Raw genomic sequence first — 21258 nt, 5'->3', positions numbered from 1 at the left:
CCACCGCCGAACGTCTTTTCTAACCTCAAGAACGCCGGACGGATTACGCCACGGTGAAGGAAATTTCATGACGAAATCCATTGCCACCGCCTCGATCAACCGCGAAACCGCCGTCGCCCTCATCGACGCGGCGATCGCCGCGGCACGTACAATCGGCATCCCGGCTGCGGTCGCCGTCGTCGACGCCACCGGTAACCTGCGCGCGTTCGAGCGCACTGATGACGCGCCGTTTCTCACCGTCGATGTTGCCATCGACAAGGCTTGGAGTTCCGCCTCGTTTGGGTACCCGACCCATGTCTGGAACGACTATGTTTCGAACGATCCAAAAGTGGCGCCGCTGGCCTATCGCCCCCGGATGGTCGCTGTCGGCGGAGGCTATCCGATCCTGGAAGACGGGAAGTTGATCGGCGGGATCGGCATCTCCGGAGGCAACTATCAGCAGGATCAGGATGCGTGCGTCGAGGCACTCACGAAAATCGGGTTCGAGCTGCCAGCCTGACGACTTTAAGGCCATCGCCAGCGGCGGTGGCCTGCAGATGCGACCTTATGAAAGACTTTAAGATGGAAGCGTTCGTCGTCTTCACCCGCGAAGAAACCACCGATCCGGAAGAACTCGCAACCTATTCTGCAGGCGTCGGCCCATCGTTCGATGGCCACGACGTAACCTTTCTCGCCGCTTATGGCGCGATGGAGCATTTGGAGGGGCCGCCCGTCGAAGGGGCCGTAATTTTGCGGTTCCCGACGATGCAGGCCGCCCGTGATTGGTATCATAGCCCCGCCTACCAAACCATCGCTGCGCACCGTTTTGCCGGTTCCCGCTATCGCGCCTTTGTCATTGAGGGGCGGCGGTGACACACCGACGGAAGAACGGCGGGGCTGGCCACGAGGTATCGGTCGGCGAACTCGCATCCTACAACCTGTAGGGGATCAAGGCGGTGAGGTTCGCGTGCCATCGCCACACGCGACCACTCATCGGACTTCTGCATCGGAATTGGAGGATCAGATGAGCGTCGACGAACGACAAGCCCCCGAGCTGCGGGTGCAGAGATGGATTGGCGCGGATGGAGAAAGCATCGCGCCGCTCAAGCTGTCGGATCTCGGCACCGGCCCGAAAGTCCTCTTCGCCTTCCAGCACTGGTGCCGTGGCTGCCATTTGCATGGATTTCCGACGCTACAAAGGTTGCATGGTGCATTGAGCGCCAAGGGCGTGGGCTTCGCGGTGATCCAGACCGTCTTCGAAGGAGCGGATGAGAACACCTTCGAGAAGCTGCGCGTGAACCAGCTCAAGTATGCGCTTCCTGTCGCGTTCGGTCAGGACGAGCCACCTGCCGGCGCGACGCTTCCCACCTTCATGGAGGACTACCGCACGCGGGGAACGCCCTGGTTCTCCGTGATGGACGCTGGCGGCCGCATCGTATTCTCGGACTTCCATCTCGACGCCGATCAGCTCGTGAAGGGACTGGAGCTGGTGTAACCGATGCGGCGCTGGGTCATCCTGATTGCCACCCATCTCGCGATGCTCGCCATGGGCTTCGCGGGCGGTGTCTACACGCTGCCGATCCTGACCGCCCCCCAGGCCCCGGACGCGGCGGCCTTGCGGACCATCTCAGCCGAGACGCTCTACGCAGGGCGTCTGGCCCGCGATCTCAAAGGCAGCGACCTGCTTCACTGGGGGGAAGGCGAGATCCGGGTCTCGCGCGACCGTATCGCCCATATCGGGCGCCTCGCCCCTGGTCCCGACTACAAGCTCTACCTCGCACCACGTTTCGTCGACACGAAGGAGGCCTTTCTCCTAATCAAGGACAGATCAGTCCGCGTGGGCGATGTGAAGACGTTCAACGGCTTCATCGTCGAGGTGCCTGCCGGCATCGATGTCCGTGACTACAACACGGTCGTCATCTGGTGCGAAGCATTCGACCAGTTCATCAGTGCGGCAGAGTATCAACCCTCAAGTCAGGCCCGAGAACGAGCCCGGCGATGGATACCATGAGGTCGGCGGGCAAGCGCGGCCTCGTTCTCGCGCCGGTGGCGGCGCTGCTGCTGAGCGTCGCCGCTCTGCTGCTGGGCAATGGCCTGCTGAGCACGCTCCTGATCGTGAGAGCCGGCCATGAGGGGTTCTCGACCGGCGCGATCAGCGCGATGATGTCCTTCTATTTCGCGGGTTTCACGATCGGCGCGCTCGTGTTGCCACCGATCATCGTCTCCGTGGGACATGTCAGAACCTTCGCCGGCTTCGCGGCCATTGCCTCGATGACCGCCCTTCTCCATGTGGCGTTCGTGGAGCCGATCGCCTGGATGCCGCTTCGCCTGATTACCGGCTTCGCCTACGCGGGCATGATCCTCGCAACGGAGAGTTGGCTCAACGCCCACGCATTGCCATCCACACGCGGGCAGCTCCTGTCGATATTCGGAGTTGTCTCTATGGGCTCATGGGCAATCGGGCAGGCGTTACTCAACATCGCACCGCCCGCCGACGTGACATTGTTCCTCATCGTGTCGCTGCTGATATCAGCGGCGGTGGTTCCGATCACCTTGCTGCCCAGTCATCCGCCGGCCCAGGTGGAACAGGAATGGGTCGCGTTCAGGGACCTCGTCCTCGTATCACCTCTCGCTGCGGCTGGCGCTTTCCTGGCCGGCCTGGCTATCGGTGGTTTCTGGGGCATGGGCGCGAACTTTGCCCAGAGCATCGGCCTCGATGTGGGCGGTATCTCCGCCTTCATGGCTGCGGTTCTTGGTGGAACGCTCGCCTTCCATTGGCCACTCGGTTGGCTTTCGGATCGAGTGCCCCGGAATCTTGTCATCGCCGGTGCGGCGCTGGCGTCCGCAGCGTCTGCCATCGGCGTAGCGTTGGCGGTGGAAGCGCCTCTGCCGCTGCTCCTTGCGGCAGGTGCGCTGTTCGGCGGCTTTGGCATCCCGATTTATTCGTTGTGTCTCGCCGTCGCAAACGACGATCTTCCGGCCGGTCGGCTACTCGGCACCGCGCGCGGGCTTCTGTTGCTCAACGGGATCGGGACAGCCGCTGGCCCCCTAATAGGAGCAGCTGCAATGAATATCGTCGGCCCTGGCGGCCTGTTCCTTTATGCGGCGGCGTTGCTCACGCTCCTGGCAGTGCTGGCCATCGCCCGCAGGCAGCCGAGGCGCGCCAACCAGGCCAAGGCGGCCCCCCGTTCTCCGAGCACGCCGATGATAACCGGATCTCTCGATACGATGATATGCATGGAGAAGCGGGCGCAGGGCGTGCGGGATTAGCGCGGCACGGCGCCTGCACGAACCGCGGGGTCAGGCGATGATAGCTGTTACGCGAATTTCGATACGCATGGTTGGAAGCCCCAGCGCTTCGATTCCCAACTGCGTCCAGATTGGAGCGCGGTCGGGCATGTAGTGGCGATACAGCTTGGCCATTGTTTCGTTGATCACGGGAGGGAATCCACCGACGTGATAGGAATTGACGTGGACCACATGCGGCCAGCGTGCTCCGGCGGTCGCGAGCGTCCGTTCCACGTTCTTGAACGCCTGCTCGATCTCTTCCTCAATCGACTCCGGAATGACGAGATCGTCGTTCCATCCGCCCTGTCCGGAGATCTCCACGCGGTCACCAATGCGCATTGCCTGAGAATAATGAAGCGCGTCATGCAGGCGCGTCCCGTATCCGGGGGTGATGAAGAATGAAGGTGTTGTCATGAGTTTGCCTTTGATGAGCCAGGTCAATGCGGCTGCAAGTGACCGTATGCATGCAGAAAGAGATGCAGGGCGTTCGGCACTAGCGCGCCGGCTGCGGTGGAGGGCTTTATTCCACGTCTTCTACGGTGAGGTCCCGGCCGTTGAACTGCACGGTCTCCCCGGCTCGGGCACCCTCGATCGCTTCGAAGATCGGCGCCATCGTGGAAATGCCCATGAGCTCACGCCCCTGACAGGTAAACTTGCTCGTTGACACCGCGATCACAAAGTGGCGGCCGGACAGCTTGACGACAGCGCCTTCGTTGACGGCCAACTTGGGGCCGAAATCGATCGTCCTGAGCTTTTCGAGTTTATTGGCGTAGTCATGGAGCGTGTCATCGAGCGCTTCAGCGAAGTCGCTCGCGACCTCGGCCTGAGCTAGTTCGTCGTTTTCGATCGGTTCGCTCCGATCGAGCCGAGCGGTAGAGACATAGTCCAGGTAGTTTTCGCGAGCGCTGTGCAACGCTGCTGTCTCCAGCAAGAGCATAGTTTCTCGTATGTGGTCCTTGTTCCAGTCCATAATCACCTCCTAATTTTCGATGTTCTTAAAGTTCAGCCTGCAGATGTGTGGGCCAGGATGGCCAGCCTTTCCGGCTAAGCGACACCGCTATTCGTCGCTGATGACGTCTTCGCCCTGGTATGGAACCCTGATCAGCCGAGGATCTCGAATGATGCTCGTGACGAGCCAGACATATTCCTGCTCGGCGGTATCGAAGCCGAGGATGCTGAAGGATTGGCCGAAAGGGCATGGCGGGAAGTCTGGAAAGCCCTCGCGCAGAACGTAACGCTCGGGATCGCTGTGAAACTCGCTCTTGTAGACTTTCCGTAGTCCGTGCTTGCTCGGCGCGTCCTGGTCACCTGCCGGTGCTGTTTCCCGATGCTCCACAAGGCGCTCGGACAAGTCGCGGGGGCAGATTTCGTGGAACACGTCGAAGGCGTCGATCAACAGGCCTTTATGCTCTGTCGCCGGATCGGTGATCGCGTAGATGTTGGAGGCATCTTCGCCGTCGTCCCCGCTCTCGAGGCGCAACGCCGCATCGACGCGAATGCTGCATGCATCGAGGGTTGACCCTAGTTCGAGATCGACGAGATTGCCGTCCTTGACGCGGTATTCGCGGTCATAGCCGTTGGCGATGAATGACTGGACTGCTTCTAGAACGTCGGTCACCTGGGAGGTCATGGAAGCACCTTCATCTTGAACTGGATTGGACACGCTCGCGCACAAAGCGCGCTGTGACTCGGCGGACGGAGAAGCTCGCGAAGTGCGTTACTCATAGCCACTTGGCCTTCTTGAAGCGCATGAACAGGAGAAGGCAGAACACCGCTATCACTCCGAGCACGACGAAGTAGCCATATGGCGTGTCCAGTTCCGGCATGTGCTTGAAGTTCATGCCATATATTCCGGCGATCGCCGTCGGGACCGTCAAGATCGCCGCCCAGGCCGCGAGCTGGCGAGTGACCACACCGATCCTTTGCGCTTCCAGAAGGCTGCTGGCCTCGAAGACCGTGGACAGGACAAGCAGGAGGCCGTCGACCATGGACTGCACGCGGTGGACATGGTCCGCGACGTCGTGGAAATATGGTGTCATTTCGGCGCTGATGCAGGGAAAGTGGCCGCGAACGAGCTTTCGCACCAGCTCGGCCATAGCCCCGAGCGTGCGCTGGAACCGCGTGAGTTCGGACCTTAGTTCGAAGATTCGCGCCACCTCTTCTGGCCCGAGGAAATCGTGCAGCGACCGTCGCTCCATCGCCAGGACGTCGTCCTCGATCATTTCGAAGATGGGCAGATACTGGTCGACCACTCGGTGCAAGATCGCGTGCAGCACATAGTCGACACCCTTGCCGAACTGCGTCGGCGATGCCTCGAGTTGCTCCCGAAGTTTGCCCAGCGCTCCGGCATTGCCGTGCCGCACGGTGATAAGGTGATTGTGACCGGTGAAGATCGCCATCTTGCCGTAGCTGATCCGGTCGCCGACCAGCTCGGCGGTCTGGGCGACGACGTACAACTCATCGTTGTAGACCTCGAGCTTGGGCGGGCACAGCGGGTGCATGGCGTTGTCGATCGCCAAAGGATGGAGGTTATACGTCGTCTGGATCGCGCTGAGTTCGTCTGCGGTGGGCTCGCTAAGCGCGATCCAGCAGAAGCCCGAGCGATTCTCGTTTAGTTCGACGTGCTCATCGAGCCTGATTTCACGGACTCGCTTACCTTCGTTGTAATAATATGCGGCGATAATGGTCATGCAGGCCTCGCAGGAATTCGCAGGCCACGCTGTACAGCCGGTCGCGCCAGCCCGCGTTCGAGCCATGCCTGCACGTTCGAATAGCTGCTTAGGCCGAGGATGTCGCCCGCTGCGTAGAATTCGACCAGCGCATTCACCCAGCCAAACGTCGCAATGTCCGCGATCGAGTAATCATCGACAATCCATTCGCGGCCCTCCAGCCGGTGATCCAGGACCCCGAGAAGACGCCTGGATTCATCAACAAAGCGCTGCCGAGGTCGCTTGTCCTCATAGTCCTTGCCGGCAAATCGCAGGAAAAAGCCTAGCTGTCCGAAGGTCGGCCCAACGCCCGACACCTGAAAGAACACCCAGGCCAGAGTCTCGTACCGCTGGGCGGGTGTTGTTGAGATGAGCTGCCCCGTCTTGTCGGCCAGATAGATGAGGATCGCACCGGTTTCCCATATGCCAATGGGCTGGCCGTCAGGGCCAGCCGGATCGATGATCGCGGGTATGCGGCCGTTGGGATTCAACGACACGAACGCTGGATCCTTCGACTCGTTGTTCGAGATGTCGACGAAGTGGGGCTCATACGGCAGGCCAGTCTCCTCCAGCATCATCGAGACCTTGACGCCGTTGGGCGTGGGGGCCGCGTATAGTTGCAAGCGATCCGGATAAGATGCTGGCCAGCGCTGCGTGATGGGAAAGGAGGAGAGGTCTGTCATATCTGGATCCTGGCACTGCGACGGCGGCTGAATGGAATGATCTGCTTCAAGGCCGGGTTCGACGACCGCGTCGATTGACGCGGTCGTCGGAGGTTGCGAACCGGATCGGCGCGGCACTAACGGCAGCGAAGCCTATTCCGCTGCAGCCCCGGCCGCAGGGCTCACATCGCCGGCCTCATGCCGCTTTGGAAGAACCCAGTCGGGACGGACGAAGTGGCAGGTGTAGCCGCCCGGCCGCTTCTCCAGATAATCCTGGTGATCGGGCTCGGCCTCCCAGAACTCGCCGACCGGCTGGACCTCGGTCACCACTTTGCCATCCCACAGCCCCGAGGCATCCACATCGGCGATCGTATCCTCGGCGACGCGCTTCTGCTCCTCGTCGACATAATAGATGCCCGACCGGTAGGAGAGCCCACGATCATTGCCCTGGCGGTTCAGCGTCGTCGGATCGTGGATCTGGAAGAAGAATTCCAGGATGTGCCGGTAGCTCGTCACTGTCGGGTCGAAGACAATCTCGATCCCCTCGGCATGCGTGCCGTGATTACGATACGTGGCGTTCGGAATATCGCCGCCCGTGTAACCCACACGGGTCGAGATGATGCCGGGCCGCTTGCGGATCAGATCCTGCATGCCCCAGAAACATCCTCCTGCGAGAACAGCGCGCTGATGCATGTTAAGCCTCCTCTACTTGATCGAGATATTCACCGTATCCCTCGGACTCCATCTCGTCGCGCGGGATGAAGCGAAGGGACGCAGAGTTGATGCAGTAGCGCAGACCGCCGCGGTCGGAAGGACCGTCCGGGAAAACGTGGCCCAGATGGCTGTCGGCGTGTACCGACCTGACCTCCGTCCGGACCATGCCGTGTGCACTGTCCCGCACCTCGTTCACGTTTGCCGGAACGATCGGCTTGGTGAAGCTGGGCCAGCCAGTACCCGAATCGAACTTGTCCGTTGAAGCGAACAGCGGCTCTCCCGACACTATGTCGACGTAGATGCCAGGCTCCTTGTTGTCGTTGTGCTCACCCGTGAAGGGCCTTTCGGTCCCCGAATCCTGGGTAATCCGGCGTTGCTCGGGGGTCAGGCGGTCAACTGCTGCCTGTGACTTCTCAAACTTCATGATAGTCTCCAATAATTAATCTAGAGAGCTCGACACACTGTCATTTATCTTTGCAGTCATTGCGCCGACTATCGCAGTGCGCCCCAGATTTATCCAATACGCTGCGCGTATAGTTTCCATAGCGCCGAAGCTCTTCACGTCGTGATTCAGTTCCACTCATACCGGGCTGCCAGCTGCGCGATGTTCCGTATCTCGACCGTTGCCGTGGAGCCGGATACTGTCGCGATCACGACTTCGCGCTCCAAGACAAATCCGTCGATCGGCCGAGTGACGAGGCCTTGCACGGTCGGCGATCGTTCCGGAAGAATGCATATGGCGTGGCCGTCAGCGACGACCCGTTGCACCCAGTCCTCGCGATCTGATCGAAAGCGAGGTCGCATGAGCAAGTCCCGTCGCGCGAAGTGATCGAGGATCCGATCGCGAAACTCGCATTTCAGGCGATCGACGAAAGGAAACTCGAGCAGGTCTTCGCCGCGCACGATCTCGTTGGCAGCCAAGGGATGGTTTGCAGAACAGCCGAGCACGAAGCGCTCCCGAAATAGAGGATGCACATCCAGCTTGCGTTCCGGTCTTGTTTCACGCGGCATGATGCACGCGTGGTATTTTCCTGAAAGCACCTCCGATGTGTCCTCGTTCGACTGGAGCGAGTGCAGCTTGATTTCGATGGATGGCATCTCCGCCAATGCGCTCTCGAAGAATGCCGTAAATTCCTTTGGTCCGACGGTGGGCGCGACGGCGACATCCAGCACGCGGTGCCCCCCCATCGCCCAGTGCTCCGAGTGATTGCGAACGCTCTTCATCGCGACCACCATGCGCCGGAATTCTGCCTCGACGTCATGGCCAAGGCCAGTCAGGCGGCTGTTCTTCCCGTCGCGATAGATCAGCGGCCCGCCAAGCTCATCTTCCAAGCGGCGGATCGCGCGGGTCAGACTTGGCTGTGACACACCGCTCAAGCGAGCGGCCGCTGTGAAATTCAGCGTCTCGGCCAAGTTGATGAAATAGCTGACTTGATTGAGTTCCATAGTCCTTTGGCCCACGCGCCTGACTGATACCTCTTCCGTGAGACCGCCTTTGGAACGCAGGTCGCAGAAGTATGCTTGGCGCATATAATCATGATATAGGGGCTTGTCTATATGCGCCAGACATATAAATGATAGCCTGAGATGACGATTACCGGTTGGCGGTGCGCTCCGCTCAGCTCCGTCGAAGGTTCTGAGAGCGCAACCGCCAAGCCGCGTGCTGGAGGTTTGATGGACATGGCAGGAAGATCATTTACGTTTGTCAGTGGGGCTGGCTCTCCGCTGTCCGGGCACCTCGAACCGCCGGAAGGGACGCCGCGGGGCTGGGCGATCTTCGCCCACTGCTTCACGTGCGGGAAAGACAGTCGCGCCGCTGTTCACATCTCGCGCGCGCTGTCGCGTGCGGGCATCGGGGTCTTGAGGTTCGATTTCGCCGGGACCGGGATCGGCGGTGGGACGGGAGAACCTGTGAACTTCGCGTCGGACGTCGAGGACCTTCGGGCCGCCGCAAATGCGATGGCGGCGGCGGGCATGTCACCGTCCCTCCTCGTCGGGCACAGCCTGGGTGGCACCGCTGCGATCGTAGCCGCCGCCGACATGCCTGATATTGCGGCGGTAGCGACGATTGGTGCGCCGGCCGACCTTCAGCATATCTTGCGCCTCTTCGGACCGAATGATCTGGACACCATCGCGAGCGAGGGCGAGGCCTCGGTGGAGATTGCCGGTAGGCCCTTCCTCATTCGCCGAGGGTTCCTTGAGGCGGTTGAGGGGATCGACGTCGAGAAGGCCATTGCCTCCCTGCGACGGCCGGTGCTGGTCATGCACTCTCCGCTGGATCAGGTGGTCGGCATCGACCACGCGTCGCGCATCTTCGTCGCGTCCAGGCACCCTAAAAGCTTCATCTCGCTCGACAACGCGGATCACCTTCTCACCGACGTCGCGGACGCGAACTACGCCGCGGCCATGGTGGCGGTTTGGGCGAGCCGCTTTCTCCCACCACTCAGCGCGGATCTTCCGCAGATCGAGGTTGCGGAGGGCGTCGTCGCCACCGAAACTCTTGCAGGGACGTTCCAGCTCAAGGTCCGCAGCGGCGAGCACACTCTGTTCGCCGACGAGCCAGCATCGGTCGGTGGCCTCGGGACCGGACTATCTCCCTACGAACTCGTATCTGCCGGCCTCGCAGCCTGCACGGTGATGACGATGCGTCTCTATGCGAACCGCAAGGGCTTTCCGCTCGAACGGGCGAGCACGACCGTGCAGCACGAGAAGGTGCCGGACATGATGCCACCCGACCGGTTCACCCGCACCATTGTCCTCGATGGGCCGCTGAGTGATGATCAGCGCGCTCGGATCCTCGCGATCGCTGATCGGTGTCCCGTCGATCTGAGTCTCATCCGGGGTTCGGACGTGCAGACCGAGCTCTTGAGCGCCAGTCAGGCTGCGGATCCCGCGAGGCTGGCTTGACCGTGGCGCACACGGAGGAGGGCGAACGGACTGTGAGCCAATCGCCTACCGGCAATAGGGCGGCCGCGACAGAGCGAGCAATTCTCGCAGGCGGCTGCTTCTGGGGCATGGAGGATTTGCTGCGCCGAGCCAGGGGAGTCATTTCGACGCGTGTCGGTTACACAGGCGGAGAAATGCCTGATCCGACCTACGCGAGACATTACGGCCATGCGGAAGCAGTGGAAGTGACCTTCGACCCTTCCGTTCTCGCCTATCGCTCGCTCTTGGAACTCTTCTTCCAGATACATGACCCCACGACCTACGAGCAACAAGGCAGCGATGTCGGTCCGAGCTATCGATCGGCGATTTTCTACACCACCGAAGTGCAGAAGGAAGTCGCCCTCACAACCATCGCGGAAATCGAGGCATCAGGAAGCTGGCCTGGCCCGGTCGTGTCGGAGATCAACCCAGAAGAACCCTTTTGGGAGGCGGAGCCAGAGCACCAAGAATACCTGGTGCGCTATCCTGGGGGCTATAGCTGCCACTTCGTGCGCCCGACCTGGCGGTTGGACCGCTCAGACGAACGCCCAGCTGTAATACTTGACAGAAAGAGTTGATGATGACCGAAACCGTGACTAATCAGGCCGCCTGGCAGAAAGCGCCGGGGCAGCCACTGAGGATCGGTGTCACCGCTCTGCCGCATCTGGCGGCGAACGAGATATTGATCCGCAACGCGGCCATCGCGATCAACCCACTCGACTGGATTCTGCAGGACGTCGCGCTTTTGCCATGGCTCGACTATCCCGCGATTCTCGGCAGCGACGTCTCCGGTGAGGTCGCGGCGGTCGGTGGCGCGGTCGAGCGGTTCAAGGTCGGCGATCGAGTCATCGGACAGGCGGTCGGGACAACCGTAAATCAACCTGCGCAGGGTGCGTTCCAGCACCACACGATCGTGCTGGACCACATGGCGGCGCCGATCCCCAACAACATTGCCTTCGCTGATGCGGCAGTCCTCCCGCTTGGCCTTGGCACCGCCGCAAGCGGGCTCTACGGACGGACACAGTTGGCTCTCGCGCCACCGTTACACTCGCCGACCGCGCGTCCAGAGGTCGTTCTGGTCTGGGGTGGATCGTCGAGCGTTGGCTGCAACGCCATCCAGCTCGCGGTGGCGTCGGGCTACAGGTGCGTCGCCACCGCTTCGGCGCGCAACGTCGGCCTGTTGAAGGAGCTGGGTGCAAGCGAGGTTCTTGACCACTCGAGTCCAGCCATCGTGGAAGACGTGATTGAGGCAATGCGCGGGCGCAGTCTCGCTGGAACGCTTCACGCGACCGGTCACATGAAAGACTGTTTTGCCGTAGTTGCGAGATGCGAGGGCTCGCGCCGGGTGGCAGCGACGCTGGCCCCGCCCGACGAGCGTTCATTTGGAGTCGAGGCGACGCACATCTCCGGGACGAGCCTCAAGGATGACGAGGTTGGTCCAATGATCTACCGCGAATTCCTGCCGCAGGCTCTCGCGGCGCGCACGTTCGTCCCCGCCCCTCCGGCGAAGATCGTGGGCCAGGGCCTTGAAATGCTCCAGGCTGCCTTGGAAGCCCTGAAGGCGGGTGTATCCGCAGCGAAAATCGTCGTTACCCTGCCTTGAGTGACCAGCCAGGCGGTTTTTCGCGTTCGCAGTCTGAGGTGGCCCGCACTTTGCCGATTGGGAAGCTCTACCGGGAAAACGCGTGTGGGACGCGCGCTGCGCTCCTGCCGGAGCATGCGTTCCCGAAACCTGTTCCCGACTGCTTTTCCCCGAAACTACCTATCGGACATAGAGAAATGGGAATGCAGCGAGTGGTTTGAACGGCCGCTTCCGAAACCGCGTTCCGATCAATTGAGCGGCTAAAAGTGGGGCGATCACCGACATATTAGAATGAGACCGCCATGCCCGATCGGCCGGCTTGACGCGTAGCCAAAAGAATGCGGCTGACGGCAGGCTCGCTCGGACATTGACGAAGCCCCGCCAGTCTGCAGCAGCGTCGTCCAGCTCGCCGCAATTGCGAGTTTCCTGACGCGTCGTCGTTCTTCTCGCGGTCCACACCTCGCTCATGCAATTCGGCATCGACGGGGCAGTTCGTGCAGCCCTCGTAGCAGCACAAGCGGCAGATGCGGTATGACTGCTCGAGGTTTTCCAAGCGATTTCGGAGAACGCGTTCAGCGATGTCCGATAAGGTTTTCAGTTCGTCTGGATTAAGGATCGATAGCCCTTCGGCAATCACTTGATCGCGCGAGGCCAGGACCTCGTCGCTCGCGACCTTGCCAGTTGGAGTAAGATAGAGGGATCGCGCGCGCCCGTCTGTCGAATGCTCCCTACGCTCGATCAATCCCTCGCTTACCAATCTATCCACCAGGCGAACAGTTCCAGCATGTGAAAGGCCCACCCCGATCGCAAGCATACGGATCGAGAGCCCGGGCTTGTGCGCGAGCAACGCCAGCGCTGAGGCGGCGGGTCCAGCTTCCGGCGCCCGCGATGAACTAGCGCGAACGATGTCGTCGCTGATCATGAGTGCGAACGCCCCGAAAATGTTTCGATCTCGAGGTCCATCCATTGCCACATCTATATGTGCGCGGAGCATAGACAGCAAGCCATACCGTGGTCCTCTTCCTCCGCGCGGCTTGTGGAAAATGTCCTGTTTTAAAAGGGTTTCGGAGGATTTCGACTGATCGAGCGCGCCGAAAAAAACGGGTCCGGCTCGTTAAGGCAGCGGAACCGTTGATACCTGGCGGCTATAGGGCAAGCCTTTTCGCTCGGAATCGCCGTAGGTCGCGCCCGAGAATCACTCCGCGTCAGCGCTGTCATCCAGGCCGCGCAGGTGCAGATCAGCGAGACCTAGCTTGCCCCCGGCGTCGCACTTCCATCGTGTCACCGCGCGCGATCACGATTGTATCAATCCCATTGAGGAACAGTCCGTGCTCCACGACGTCGGGGATTGCGGCGATCGCTGCTACGATTTCGGTGGGCATGGTTATCTCGTCCAGGGCCGCGTCCATCCGTACAGGCTGGACGTTTGCCAACGGGCTATAGGCCCACCCGGAGCGCCAGCCCCATCAAGTCAAAATCCCGCAAAGGTCGCGCGTTTGCTGGGTAAAGGCATCGCCGATGAGGATGGCTTCGTGAGGCAGCGAAGCGCGAACCAGCCGCTCGACATATCTCGCTTATTAGTATATGCGTCGCGCATATACTGCAACGCCTGCCCGAAGCACGTAGACGACGTTCGTGACGTTCCCACGGGACCACTGTTGAGGAATTTTAGATGAGCATTTTCGACCGTTATGAATTTCTTGTCCCCGAGCACGGTCGGAGGGATCTTGGCCTGCTTAGATGGGCTCTCGTGATCGTATTTCTGTGGTTCGGCGCGATGAAGTTCACAGCGTACGAGGCCTATGGTATCGCCCCGTTTATCGAACACAGCCCGATCATGAATTGGCTCGGCATGTTCGGGACGCAGGGGCAAAGCTATTTCATCGGCGTTATCGAGTTATCGACCGGTCTCGTTCTGATCCTTGGTGCATTTCGTCCACTCTTCTCTGCGCTAGGCGCACTAATGTCAGCAGCGACCTATCTGATCACGCTGACCTTTTTCATCACCACTCCAGGTGTCGCGGAGCAGACTGCCGGCGGCTTTCCTGCGATTTCGGCTGCACCAGGGCAGTTTCTACTGAAGGACGCAGTTCTGCTAGCGGCGTCCCTCGTGCTGCTGCGTGCTTCGGTCCGCCACAGAGGGGCGCTTGTGCCCTCGTGACTGTGGTCCTCTCGTGACGGCGGCGTGCAAATCCTGCAGAACCTCCGCGGGGCATGGATGCTCCGTCGCGATATCGAGCCCGGAGGCGCTCAGCTGCATGGCGACGCGGTCTTCGCCCGTTTCGGCGAAGGCGCGCTCGCTTATCGAGAGAGCGGCATTCTCACACTGGCAGATGGCAGAGTATTCTCCGCGTGCCGGCAGTATCGCTATCGCTTGAGCGAGGACAGTGTTGTCGTCGAGTTCGCAGACGGACCTCATATCGGGACGCAGTTCCTCAGCTTGAGTTTCTCGCGGACGGATACCGGGTTGGAAGCGAGTGGCGTCTATGCCTGCGGAGACGACACCTACCATGCAACCTACAGGATTCTGGGGCCGGCGGCCTTTGAAGTGGTCATCATGGTCCAAGGGCCTGCAAAGGCATACGAGCTAGTCAGCCGATATTCCCGGTCGGGATAAATGCTCATGTCAGGAGGGCAAGTCCTCTGTTGCCCTTATCATGGCCGTGAAAGGCAGCGCCGGAATAACTTACCACGCGCTGCAAATCCGAAGACGATTGTCGTCGTCATCAGAAGGTAGGCGACTATCCCACCAGGTGAAAGAGTCGGAACCGCTGCGAGGATCAACCCATCATTCCCGCCGGGTATGAGCGCGATGCCGATACCCATCAATGTGCCGCCGACGATAGATCGCAGAATGCCATTGGCTGTCGGCAGTTGGAGACGCAGATTGCCTTGGCGAAAGGAGGCGGTTAGGGCGCCTGCGATCGAAGAGATCACCGCAGTGAGCGCGACCTCGCCGGCCGGCGACATGTCTGAGAGGAAGGGCGCGTCGAATCACGTCTGCCGAAGGTCCAGGCCGGCGAGAGTGCATATAGAAGTCCGCCAGTGATACCGAGTCCAATCATCGAAGCGCCGAACGACCAACCCGGCTTTGTTCGCAGAACGCTCTTCGTGGAAACGAAAACGAGTGCCAGCACGAGCACAACTAGGAAGGCTAGGAGAGTAACGAGGCCTGTTGCGCTCGGTTTGGAGATTAAGCTTGGCCATGTTGAATCGTAGCCGAACCTGCCATGGTCGGCAACCAAGATACCAATCGTTAATCCCAAGGGTAGAGCTAGAAGTCGCATCTCCCCATCCCCAAGCCGCGCCAGCGATCCGAGCAGGCATGTGTCATTAATGAGTGCGCCGAGGCCGAAGGCGATGGCGCCGATGAGCAGGAGGAAATTGATGCTGGTCGAGGGTGCGAGTGTTGCGCCCAGTGTTCCCGTCCAGACTATCGGGACCGCAACCAGGCCTGCCGCTGCCGACGCTGCGAGAAATCCGACGAACATTTTCGGCGGCTGTCTTCTGTGTAACTCATGAGCGGCCACCACTAAACAGGTTCCGCCTTGGTTCGCCGCATATCCGAACCCGAAGGCAAGTACGCATAGAAGAAGTTCGAGCGCAAACGATCCCATTATTTCAAGCCTGCCTGATCATATCGTCAGCCTTCTGATGCGACGTTCCAGCGTGGCGAGCGCCCCGGCTTAGCTTTACCACGGGAAGGCGCGATCCTGCTGTAGCCGCACAGATGGCAAAGGCTGACCGAGCCATCTTTGTCGAAGCCGTTTGCCACAAGGAGCCGCTCCGACAGCATGCCTAGAATGTCGAGGTCATTGGGCGACAGGGGCGAAATACATTCGGAGATCACCTGCTCCCGTGCCTTGAGCAAGGCGTCCGTTATCTTCTTCCCCGAATTGGTGAGGTGAATGAAGCGCGCCCGCCTGTCGGTGATTTGTCTTCGTCGTTCCACCAACTGTTCGCGCTCGAGCCTATCGATCAATCGCACCGTCCCGGCATGAGAAAGCCCGATCGAGGTAGCCAAAACGCTGATCGGCAGTCCGGGCTCCATGCTGAGTAACACCATCACGGCGGTCCCCGGGCCGCTTGGTGAAAACGAGGCCGAGACACTGGCGATGCTGTCTGCAACCGCCAACGCGAGTGCACCTAAATGGTACTTGGCGACCTCAGGCTCCATACCGCAAGAATATATGCTTCGCGCATAGACTTCAAGCGTGTGAAAATGTATGACCGCCGCATGCATCTATGACAGATTCGGACATGGTCATGCTCATTGAGGGGCTCAGCTCGGATTCCACATCTGAGATCAACGGACGTGCTCGTTCCCCAGGCGCTAGCGGGGGTGGGCTCGATGAAAGTGGACGTGCATGGGTGCCGCTCACCGGGCGCAGGCGGTTCGCCGATGAGACCGCCGGTATGATCGGACGGGTCTCATGCCCGACCTGACTCTTGATCTCCGATACCTGAAGTACGCCGTTCAGGTCGCCGAGGCCGGCAGCTTCCGCCGAGCGGCGGAGCGCCTATCGATATCGCAATCCACCGTCAGCCGACGTTTGCAGCTGTTTGAGCGCCAACTTGGCTTTTCTCTCTTCAAGCGTACGCGAGCGGGGGCAGGGCTGACTCCAGAAGGTGAGCGCTTCCTTCAACAAGCGGTGGTGGGAGCGCGCTACCTTCGTAACGCCGCAACGGAGATCCGCTCCGCGCGGAAACTCAAGACCGGGCTCGTGAGGTTTGGAATGCTTGAAGCGTTCCCGGCGTGCCCGATCATCAACATTCTCTCGGCATTCAGAAATAGACATCCGACGATCGAGGTAAAGCTTGAGGAAGGCACTTCAGAAGAAAACACTTTGGGGGTGAAGCGCGGATTACTGGACGCAGCAATCAGCCTGAGTGCGAGCAAGAGCCCTCAGTTCCAAGTTCGACGTCTCTGCGAACCAGATCTGTTCGTGGCATTGTCCCCGCTTCACGAGTTGGCAGCACGGCCACAGCTGTCGTGGGAGGACATTTGTGACGAAGTCTTCCTCGTTCGCTCGGATGGCGCTGGGCGTGAGCTCGCTGGCATACTCCGGCGCATGGTGGGCGCCGGAGACGGAGCGGTTCAACTCTCGATCCAACAAGTCAGCCGAGAAACCCTGCTGACGATGGTCGAACAGGGCTTCGGCTTGACCATCACCAGCGTGATCTACCGGCCGGATATCGCGTTGATCCCGCTCCCATCGGCGCGGGCGCCGACGGCCGCTATAATTTCTTCCAGTGACAACGACAACCCGACTCTGCCGCTGCTGCTGAAGTGTTTCGACACCCCCTCTAGAGCGGGGACCACGGATTAATCGGCGCTCCCCGGCGTCAACGTTCGCCTGGCTTTGGCGAAGCCACGGTCTGTCGCGATGAACCGTTGTAACATCGGGACGATTAACCGAGCTGGGTCAACAGCGGACTGACCTTGCTCTCGGCCCAATAGGTGGGCGTAGTCAACAAGGTCCTGGTGGAGAGCTGCAGGTAGCTCGACCTGTACCTTAAGCGGCTTGTCGTCCGCGATGGGGCCTAGCTTAAGCTTCGACATCATCAACCTCCATATGGCTCCAGTACCAAGTCTCGCGTCACGATAACGCGCACGGGAAATCCGGGCCGAATAGTGATCGTGGGCGCGACGTTGAGCTGACGCCTCACAATCTGCTGCCCTGCGTCGTTGATGGTGTCCTGCCCACCGTTCCGGATCGCCTGAACGAGCTGATCGTCGTTGTCGACCGCGAGTTCGGCGCCGACGCTCAGCAGTGTCGACAATCCCGCAGCCTTGGCCAGATCCCACCAATGGTAATCGACGCCATCCTGCAGCCCGGCGAACCCTTCAGCGTCAGCACCAGGCTGGCGCTCGAGAACGATCGAGCGCCCGTTCGGGAAGACGAGCCGAGTCCAGACGAGCAGGACTCGGCTCTGGCCGAACTGCACGTTGTTGTCGTACTGCCCGACCACACGAGTGCCTTGCGGCACAAGCAAGATACGGCCGGTTGGGCTGTCGTAGATGTTTTCGGTGACCTGCGCGGTGATCTGGCCGGGTAGATCGGATCGGATGCCGGTGATCAGCGCCGCGGATATCACTGCTCCCGCCTGAAGGACGTTCGGCGATACTGGCGCAGCGACGCGATCGGGCGCAACCGTCCTGCGATCGGCCGCGGCGTTCAGAAACGCGTTCTGCCGGTCCTGCGCCGAGGGCGTGGCGGGCGGCGGAGCGAGGCCAATGCTCGCCAAATCCGGCACCGGCGCGAGCGCTGGGGCAGCTCCCGCAGCAGCGGGTGTGCCCCGGCTTTCCGATCCGGAGAAGAGACGGCTGGTGCGCGCGGTCTCGATTTCCTGAAGGCGGCGCTGCTCTTCCGGGCTGATGCCGGGATTGGGCGTGGCCGTCCCGGGTGTGGGCACCGGCTGTCCGCGATCCTGGGTACTAAGGATCGGCCGGCCGAGGTCACCGGGAAGAGGGGGACCGAGCTGTGGCACGCCACTGTAATCTCGCGGCAGGCCGGCCAGTCCGTCAGCGGTCGAGCGGTTCTCGGTCGAATAGAGTTCGTCGTTCGGCCGACCGGCGTCGCGGGTCTGAAGCGCGTAGATCAGCGCACCTCCGAGCCCGACGCTGGCGACAAGACCGAGGCCGGCGAGAACCTTCCGCGACAACCGGGTGACGCGGGGCGGTTCGGCCCGCAGCCGCATCGGCGCAGGCCCGACCGGCTCGCCGGTCAGGGGCTGCGCATCGTCGTCCGGCACTTCCTCAATCCGGGGCGGGTTCTCGCTCACGAGGTCGGCCTCCCGTCTGTGCGGACGATCCTGACGCGCTTCTGCTCGCGGCCGGAGCCGAAGCGAAGTTCGGCAGCCGCGAACAGACGATCAACGATCATGTGGTGGCCGCGAACGCGATAGTTCACGAGCTCAGAGGTGTTGCCCTCGGGGCCGACGACGAAGAGTGGCGGCATCTCGCCCTGACCGATGCCGCGCGGAAACTCGATAAAGACCTGGCGTCCGTCGTCGAAGGCGCGCAGCGGCCGCCACGGCGCACGGTCGCCCTCGATCGCATAGCGGAAGTTGACGTTCGCGAGATCGACGCCGCTCGCCACCGGCTGGGCCGCCTGCGCCTCGGCGTTCTGACGGCGCAGCGCAATGAGCTGGTCTTGCGGATACTGCCATGAGACCGACGCCATATAGGTGCGCTCTGTCGAGCGCAGCTCCATGTGATAGGTGCGCATGTTGGTGTTGATGACGAGGTTTGTCATCAGGTCGGCGCGGGTGGGCTTTACGTAGGATGTGGATCTGGCGCGTTGCCCCCGATCCGCTCTCGGTGTCGCCGATGATCCAGCGCACTGTGTCGCCGGCGGCCACCGGGGCCTGCGCCAGCAGCTGCTCCCCGGGTTGGAGCGCGATGTCGGTGATCTGCCCGACGGCGGTATAGGATAAAGTGCCCCTTGAGTCCACGGGTAGACCATCGAGTTAATGAAGCCGTCGCGCACCGGCTGGACTCGTGCCGCCTCGTTTGCCTGGTTGACGCGAGCGGTCGGATTAGAAGGCTCCGGGGCACGCCGCGTCTCCTCCACACGCTGCAATTGGCCAGGCAGCGGCAGCGGCCGGGGCAGCTCGACCACGGTGACCGGCGCGGGTGGATCGACGGTCTGCACCGCCGGAGCCGCATTGTCGTAGGAAATCTCCGGCGGCGGATTGGTGGTCGCGCAGCCCGCGAGCGCGGTCGCCGCTAGCAGAACGACCGGGAATGCGGCTCTACGGAGAGCCGGGAGTACGTGTGTGTGTGAAGCCGGGTTTCCGGCTTTACGGAAATACGGCTTCATTGCCCAAGCTCCCGTGACCAGTTGATGGCGTTGACGTAGATGCCGAGCGGGTTCGCCCTGAGCCGGTCGGCGTTTCGGGGGATCTGCACGACGATCGTCAGGATCGCGGTCCAGCGCGTGGTCTCGGCGAGCTGGCCATTTTCGTATCGGCGCTCGACCCAGGCGACGCGGAAGCTGTCCGGGGACGCGCGGATGACGCTGGAGACGTCGACAGCGACCTGCTGCCGGCCGACCCGTGTAAAGGGGTCGTTGGAGCGGGCGTAGTCATTGAGCGCCATGGCGCCGCGGTCAGTCGTGAAGTCGTAGGCGCGCAGCCAGTTCTGCCGGACGATGATCGCATCGGCCGGAATGCTCCGGACCTGCTCGATGAAGCGCGCTAGGTGGAAGGCAATCTGCGGATCGGTCGGACGATAGTCGGCCTCGGCGGGCGCGACGGCCTGCGCCTGACCGATGCGATCGACTTGGACCACCCAGGGTACGATCGTCCCGCGTGCTGACTGCACGACGAGCGCGATGGCGAACCCGGCCGATAGGATCAGCGAGCCGAACGCCATGAGCCGCCAGTTCTTGGCCTGCACGCGCGAGGCGCCGATGCGCTCATCCCAGACCTGGGTGGCGCGTTGATAGGGCGTCGCCGGCTCGGGGGCCTTGCCATAATGGGTAGAGGGTCGTTTGAACATCAGCGATCGCCTTCGGAAAGATTGATGGAAGAGCCGCCGCCGTGGGCGTCGCCGGAGCGGACGGCATGGGCCGTGGCCTGGACGGCATGGGTCACGTGCTGGGATCGGCGCATCCGCTGCGCCCAGGCCGGCGGACCGCCGGCGTTCGCGGAACCGGCGGCAGCGGCGCCATCACCGGCCGCGTCACCGCCGATCGAGCCCATGGTGGAAGTGCCGCCTGTCGCCTCAAAGGCGGCCTTGCCGCCAGCGTTGAAGCTTGAGCGCATGCTTTCGGCGGCACGCGATGCGGCGCGACGCAGAGGTGAGACGGCGGCGCTGCCGCCGGCACGCACGACCCCGCCGAGACCGGAAGCGACACCGACCGCGCCGGCCTGCCCGGCTGAGCCAAGGCTGTAAGCGGTGGACGCGCCGCCGGCGATCGCAGCACCGCCACGAGCGGCGGCGGCGGCACCACCGGCCAGCGCAGCACCACCCGACGCAGCGGCGCCGACGGCGCCAGCGCCGAGCGCGACCATGCCGCCTGCGGCCAGGCCAGTGCCGACTGCTGCTCCGGCGCTGAGCTGGGGACCACCGGAGACGATGCCGCTTGCAATACCGGGACCGAAGATACCGAGGCCGAGCAGCGACAGCGCGGCGAGCACGATCGCCATCGCTTCGTCGATTGTCGGGTTCTGGCCGCCGAAACCGGATGTGAATTCTGAGAAGAGCGTCGAGCCGATGCCGATGATGACGGCCAGCACCAGCACCTTGATGCCGGAGGAGATGACGTTGCCGAGCACGCGTTCGGCCATGAAGGCCGACTTGCCGAACAGGCCGAACGGGATCAGCACGAAGCCGGCGAGCGTCGTCAGCTTGAACTCGATGAGCGTGACGAAGAGCTGGATGGCGAGGATG

General features: G+C 61.7%; 29 protein-coding genes. 12 read left to right on the top strand and 17 right to left on the bottom strand.

The features are described 5' to 3' along the window. Positions 1–67 precede the first annotated feature (67 nt). The 5 genes from U2P60_RS00145 (at position 68) to U2P60_RS00125 (ending at position 3249) form a co-directional block, all read left to right on the top strand. Positions 68–499, top strand: coding sequence for a GlcG/HbpS family heme-binding protein (locus U2P60_RS00145; RefSeq protein WP_004357630.1), 432 nt, complete (start codon positions 68–70; stop codon positions 497–499). A 62-nt stretch (positions 500–561) separates the two neighbouring features. Then, complete coding sequence (locus U2P60_RS00140; protein ID WP_011191344.1) at positions 562–852, top strand: DUF1330 domain-containing protein; 291 nt, start codon at positions 562–564, stop codon at positions 850–852. Between the two features lie 151 nt (positions 853–1003). After that, positions 1004–1474 carry a TlpA family protein disulfide reductase gene (locus U2P60_RS00135; protein ID WP_011191345.1) on the top strand — a complete coding sequence of 157 codons (471 nt, stop codon included), beginning with the start codon at positions 1004–1006 and terminating at the stop codon, positions 1472–1474. Between the two features lie 3 nt (positions 1475–1477). Then, positions 1478–1990 (top strand): DM13 domain-containing protein, encoded by a 513-nt coding sequence (locus tag U2P60_RS00130; RefSeq protein WP_004357637.1) that lies wholly within the window; start codon positions 1478–1480, stop codon positions 1988–1990. Next, entirely contained in the window at positions 1978–3249 is a 1272-nt protein-coding gene (locus tag U2P60_RS00125) for an MFS transporter (protein WP_103827477.1), read from the top strand. Before U2P60_RS00130 ends, U2P60_RS00125 begins: the two co-directional genes overlap by 13 nt. 30 nt (positions 3250–3279) lie before the next feature. Here U2P60_RS00125 and U2P60_RS00120 read toward each other — a convergent pair whose 3' ends face one another. The 8 genes from U2P60_RS00120 to U2P60_RS00085 form a co-directional block, all read right to left on the bottom strand. Further along, on the bottom strand, positions 3280–3681 hold the full coding sequence (locus tag U2P60_RS00120) for a RidA family protein (RefSeq protein ID WP_004099044.1): 402 nt from the start codon (positions 3679–3681) through the stop codon (positions 3280–3282). Positions 3682–3787: 106 nt separating this feature from the next. Next, positions 3788–4237, bottom strand: coding sequence for a hypothetical protein (locus tag U2P60_RS00115; RefSeq protein WP_004099042.1), 450 nt, complete (start codon positions 4235–4237; stop codon positions 3788–3790). Between the two features lie 87 nt (positions 4238–4324). Beyond that, positions 4325–4897, bottom strand: coding sequence for a hypothetical protein (locus U2P60_RS00110; protein ID WP_047722653.1), 573 nt, complete (start codon positions 4895–4897; stop codon positions 4325–4327). Between the two features lie 91 nt (positions 4898–4988). Continuing rightward, positions 4989–5957 (bottom strand): magnesium and cobalt transport protein CorA, encoded by a 969-nt coding sequence (locus U2P60_RS00105; protein ID WP_002118270.1) that lies wholly within the window; start codon positions 5955–5957, stop codon positions 4989–4991. Then, positions 5954–6658: a glutathione S-transferase N-terminal domain-containing protein gene (locus U2P60_RS00100; RefSeq protein ID WP_004099038.1), complete on the bottom strand. Its 705-nt coding sequence runs from the start codon at positions 6656–6658 to the stop codon at positions 5954–5956. The genes U2P60_RS00105 and U2P60_RS00100 overlap by 4 nt, the downstream gene beginning before the upstream one ends. A gap of 132 nt (positions 6659–6790) precedes the next feature. Further along, positions 6791–7330: a peptide-methionine (S)-S-oxide reductase MsrA gene (gene msrA, locus U2P60_RS00095; RefSeq protein WP_004099036.1), complete on the bottom strand. Its 540-nt coding sequence runs from the start codon at positions 7328–7330 to the stop codon at positions 6791–6793. Position 7331: 1 nt separating this feature from the next. Beyond that, positions 7332–7775, bottom strand: coding sequence for a peptide-methionine (R)-S-oxide reductase MsrB (gene msrB / locus U2P60_RS00090; protein ID WP_004099035.1), 444 nt, complete (start codon positions 7773–7775; stop codon positions 7332–7334). A gap of 146 nt (positions 7776–7921) precedes the next feature. Continuing rightward, positions 7922–8797, bottom strand: a complete 876-nt coding sequence (locus U2P60_RS00085) for a LysR family transcriptional regulator (protein ID WP_011191349.1) — start codon at positions 8795–8797, stop codon at positions 7922–7924. 228 nt (positions 8798–9025) lie between these two features. Between U2P60_RS00085 and U2P60_RS00080 the strand changes: the two genes are divergently transcribed. From U2P60_RS00080 to U2P60_RS00070, 3 genes are all read left to right on the top strand, one after another. After that, positions 9026–10258, top strand: coding sequence for a bifunctional alpha/beta hydrolase/OsmC family protein (locus tag U2P60_RS00080; protein WP_045269764.1), 1233 nt, complete (start codon positions 9026–9028; stop codon positions 10256–10258). 107 nt (positions 10259–10365) lie between these two features. Further along, entirely contained in the window at positions 10366–10854 is a 489-nt protein-coding gene (gene msrA, locus U2P60_RS00075; protein WP_045269765.1) for a peptide-methionine (S)-S-oxide reductase MsrA, read from the top strand. Next, the gene (locus U2P60_RS00070; RefSeq protein WP_004357654.1) at positions 10854–11879 is read left to right on the top strand and encodes a zinc-binding alcohol dehydrogenase family protein; all 1026 of its coding nucleotides are present in this window, start codon (positions 10854–10856) and stop codon (positions 11877–11879) included. Before msrA (U2P60_RS00075) ends, U2P60_RS00070 begins: the two co-directional genes overlap by 1 nt. A 265-nt stretch (positions 11880–12144) precedes the next feature. Here the strand turns inward: U2P60_RS00070 and U2P60_RS00065 are convergent, their stop codons facing one another. Then, a complete protein-coding gene (locus U2P60_RS00065; protein ID WP_413570749.1) occupies positions 12145–12780 on the bottom strand; it encodes a MarR family winged helix-turn-helix transcriptional regulator in 636 nt (211 codons plus the stop codon). Between the two features lie 750 nt (positions 12781–13530). Here U2P60_RS00065 and U2P60_RS00060 point away from each other — a divergent pair. Together U2P60_RS00060 and U2P60_RS00055 are read left to right on the top strand one after the other, a co-directional pair. Then, entirely contained in the window at positions 13531–14019 is a 489-nt protein-coding gene (locus tag U2P60_RS00060; RefSeq protein ID WP_018429614.1) for a YkgB family protein, read from the top strand. A gap of 24 nt (positions 14020–14043) precedes the next feature. Further along, positions 14044–14475: a DUF6314 family protein gene (locus U2P60_RS00055; protein WP_232092758.1), complete on the top strand. Its 432-nt coding sequence runs from the start codon at positions 14044–14046 to the stop codon at positions 14473–14475. A 38-nt stretch (positions 14476–14513) separates the two neighbouring features. On the opposite strand, the gene U2P60_RS00050 is transcribed toward U2P60_RS00055, so the two are convergent. From U2P60_RS00050 to U2P60_RS00040, 3 genes are all read right to left on the bottom strand, one after another. Continuing rightward, positions 14514–14828 (bottom strand): YeeE/YedE thiosulfate transporter family protein, encoded by a 315-nt coding sequence (locus U2P60_RS00050; protein ID WP_413570748.1) that lies wholly within the window; start codon positions 14826–14828, stop codon positions 14514–14516. Next, entirely contained in the window at positions 14792–15349 is a 558-nt protein-coding gene (locus tag U2P60_RS00045; protein ID WP_413571944.1) for a hypothetical protein, read from the bottom strand. Before U2P60_RS00045 ends, U2P60_RS00050 begins: the two co-directional genes overlap by 37 nt. 152 nt (positions 15350–15501) lie before the next feature. Further along, positions 15502–15924, bottom strand: coding sequence for a MarR family winged helix-turn-helix transcriptional regulator (locus tag U2P60_RS00040; protein ID WP_223296479.1), 423 nt, complete (start codon positions 15922–15924; stop codon positions 15502–15504). Positions 15925–16103: 179 nt separating this feature from the next. On the opposite strand from U2P60_RS00040, the gene U2P60_RS00035 reads away from it, so the two are divergent. Together U2P60_RS00035 and U2P60_RS00030 are read left to right on the top strand one after the other, a co-directional pair. Then, positions 16104–16304, top strand: a complete 201-nt coding sequence (locus tag U2P60_RS00035; RefSeq protein ID WP_052819666.1) for a hypothetical protein — start codon at positions 16104–16106, stop codon at positions 16302–16304. After that, entirely contained in the window at positions 16292–17188 is an 897-nt protein-coding gene (locus U2P60_RS00030; protein ID WP_413570747.1) for a LysR substrate-binding domain-containing protein, read from the top strand. Before U2P60_RS00035 ends, U2P60_RS00030 begins: the two co-directional genes overlap by 13 nt. Here U2P60_RS00030 and U2P60_RS00025 read toward each other — a convergent pair. The 5 genes from U2P60_RS00025 to U2P60_RS00005 form a co-directional block, all read right to left on the bottom strand. Further along, the gene (locus U2P60_RS00025; RefSeq protein WP_026227538.1) at positions 17185–17421 is read right to left on the bottom strand and encodes a DUF2274 domain-containing protein; all 237 of its coding nucleotides are present in this window, start codon (positions 17419–17421) and stop codon (positions 17185–17187) included. The genes U2P60_RS00030 and U2P60_RS00025 overlap by 4 nt on opposite strands. Positions 17422–17423: 2 nt before the next feature. Beyond that, positions 17424–18644, bottom strand: coding sequence for a TrbI/VirB10 family protein (locus tag U2P60_RS00020; RefSeq protein WP_103243969.1), 1221 nt, complete (start codon positions 18642–18644; stop codon positions 17424–17426). Continuing rightward, complete coding sequence (gene trbG / locus U2P60_RS00015) at positions 18641–19327, bottom strand: P-type conjugative transfer protein TrbG (RefSeq protein ID WP_413571943.1); 687 nt, start codon at positions 19325–19327, stop codon at positions 18641–18643. Before trbG ends, U2P60_RS00020 begins: the two co-directional genes overlap by 4 nt. Positions 19328–19680: 353 nt before the next feature. Further along, entirely contained in the window at positions 19681–20364 is a 684-nt protein-coding gene (gene trbF / locus U2P60_RS00010) for a conjugal transfer protein TrbF (protein WP_103243968.1), read from the bottom strand. Continuing rightward, positions 20364–21258: type IV secretion system protein (locus U2P60_RS00005; protein ID WP_413570746.1), on the bottom strand; the 895-nt coding region annotated here is incomplete at its 5' end. The genes trbF and U2P60_RS00005, both read right to left, overlap by 1 nt.

Source organism: Brucella sp. H1_1004, assembly GCF_047308065.1.
GTDB classification, from domain to species: Bacteria; Pseudomonadota; Alphaproteobacteria; order Rhizobiales; family Rhizobiaceae; genus Brucella; species Brucella pseudogrignonensis_B.
Note: the sequence above shows the minus strand (reverse complement) of the source record. Positions and strands in the feature narration are given on the sequence as shown.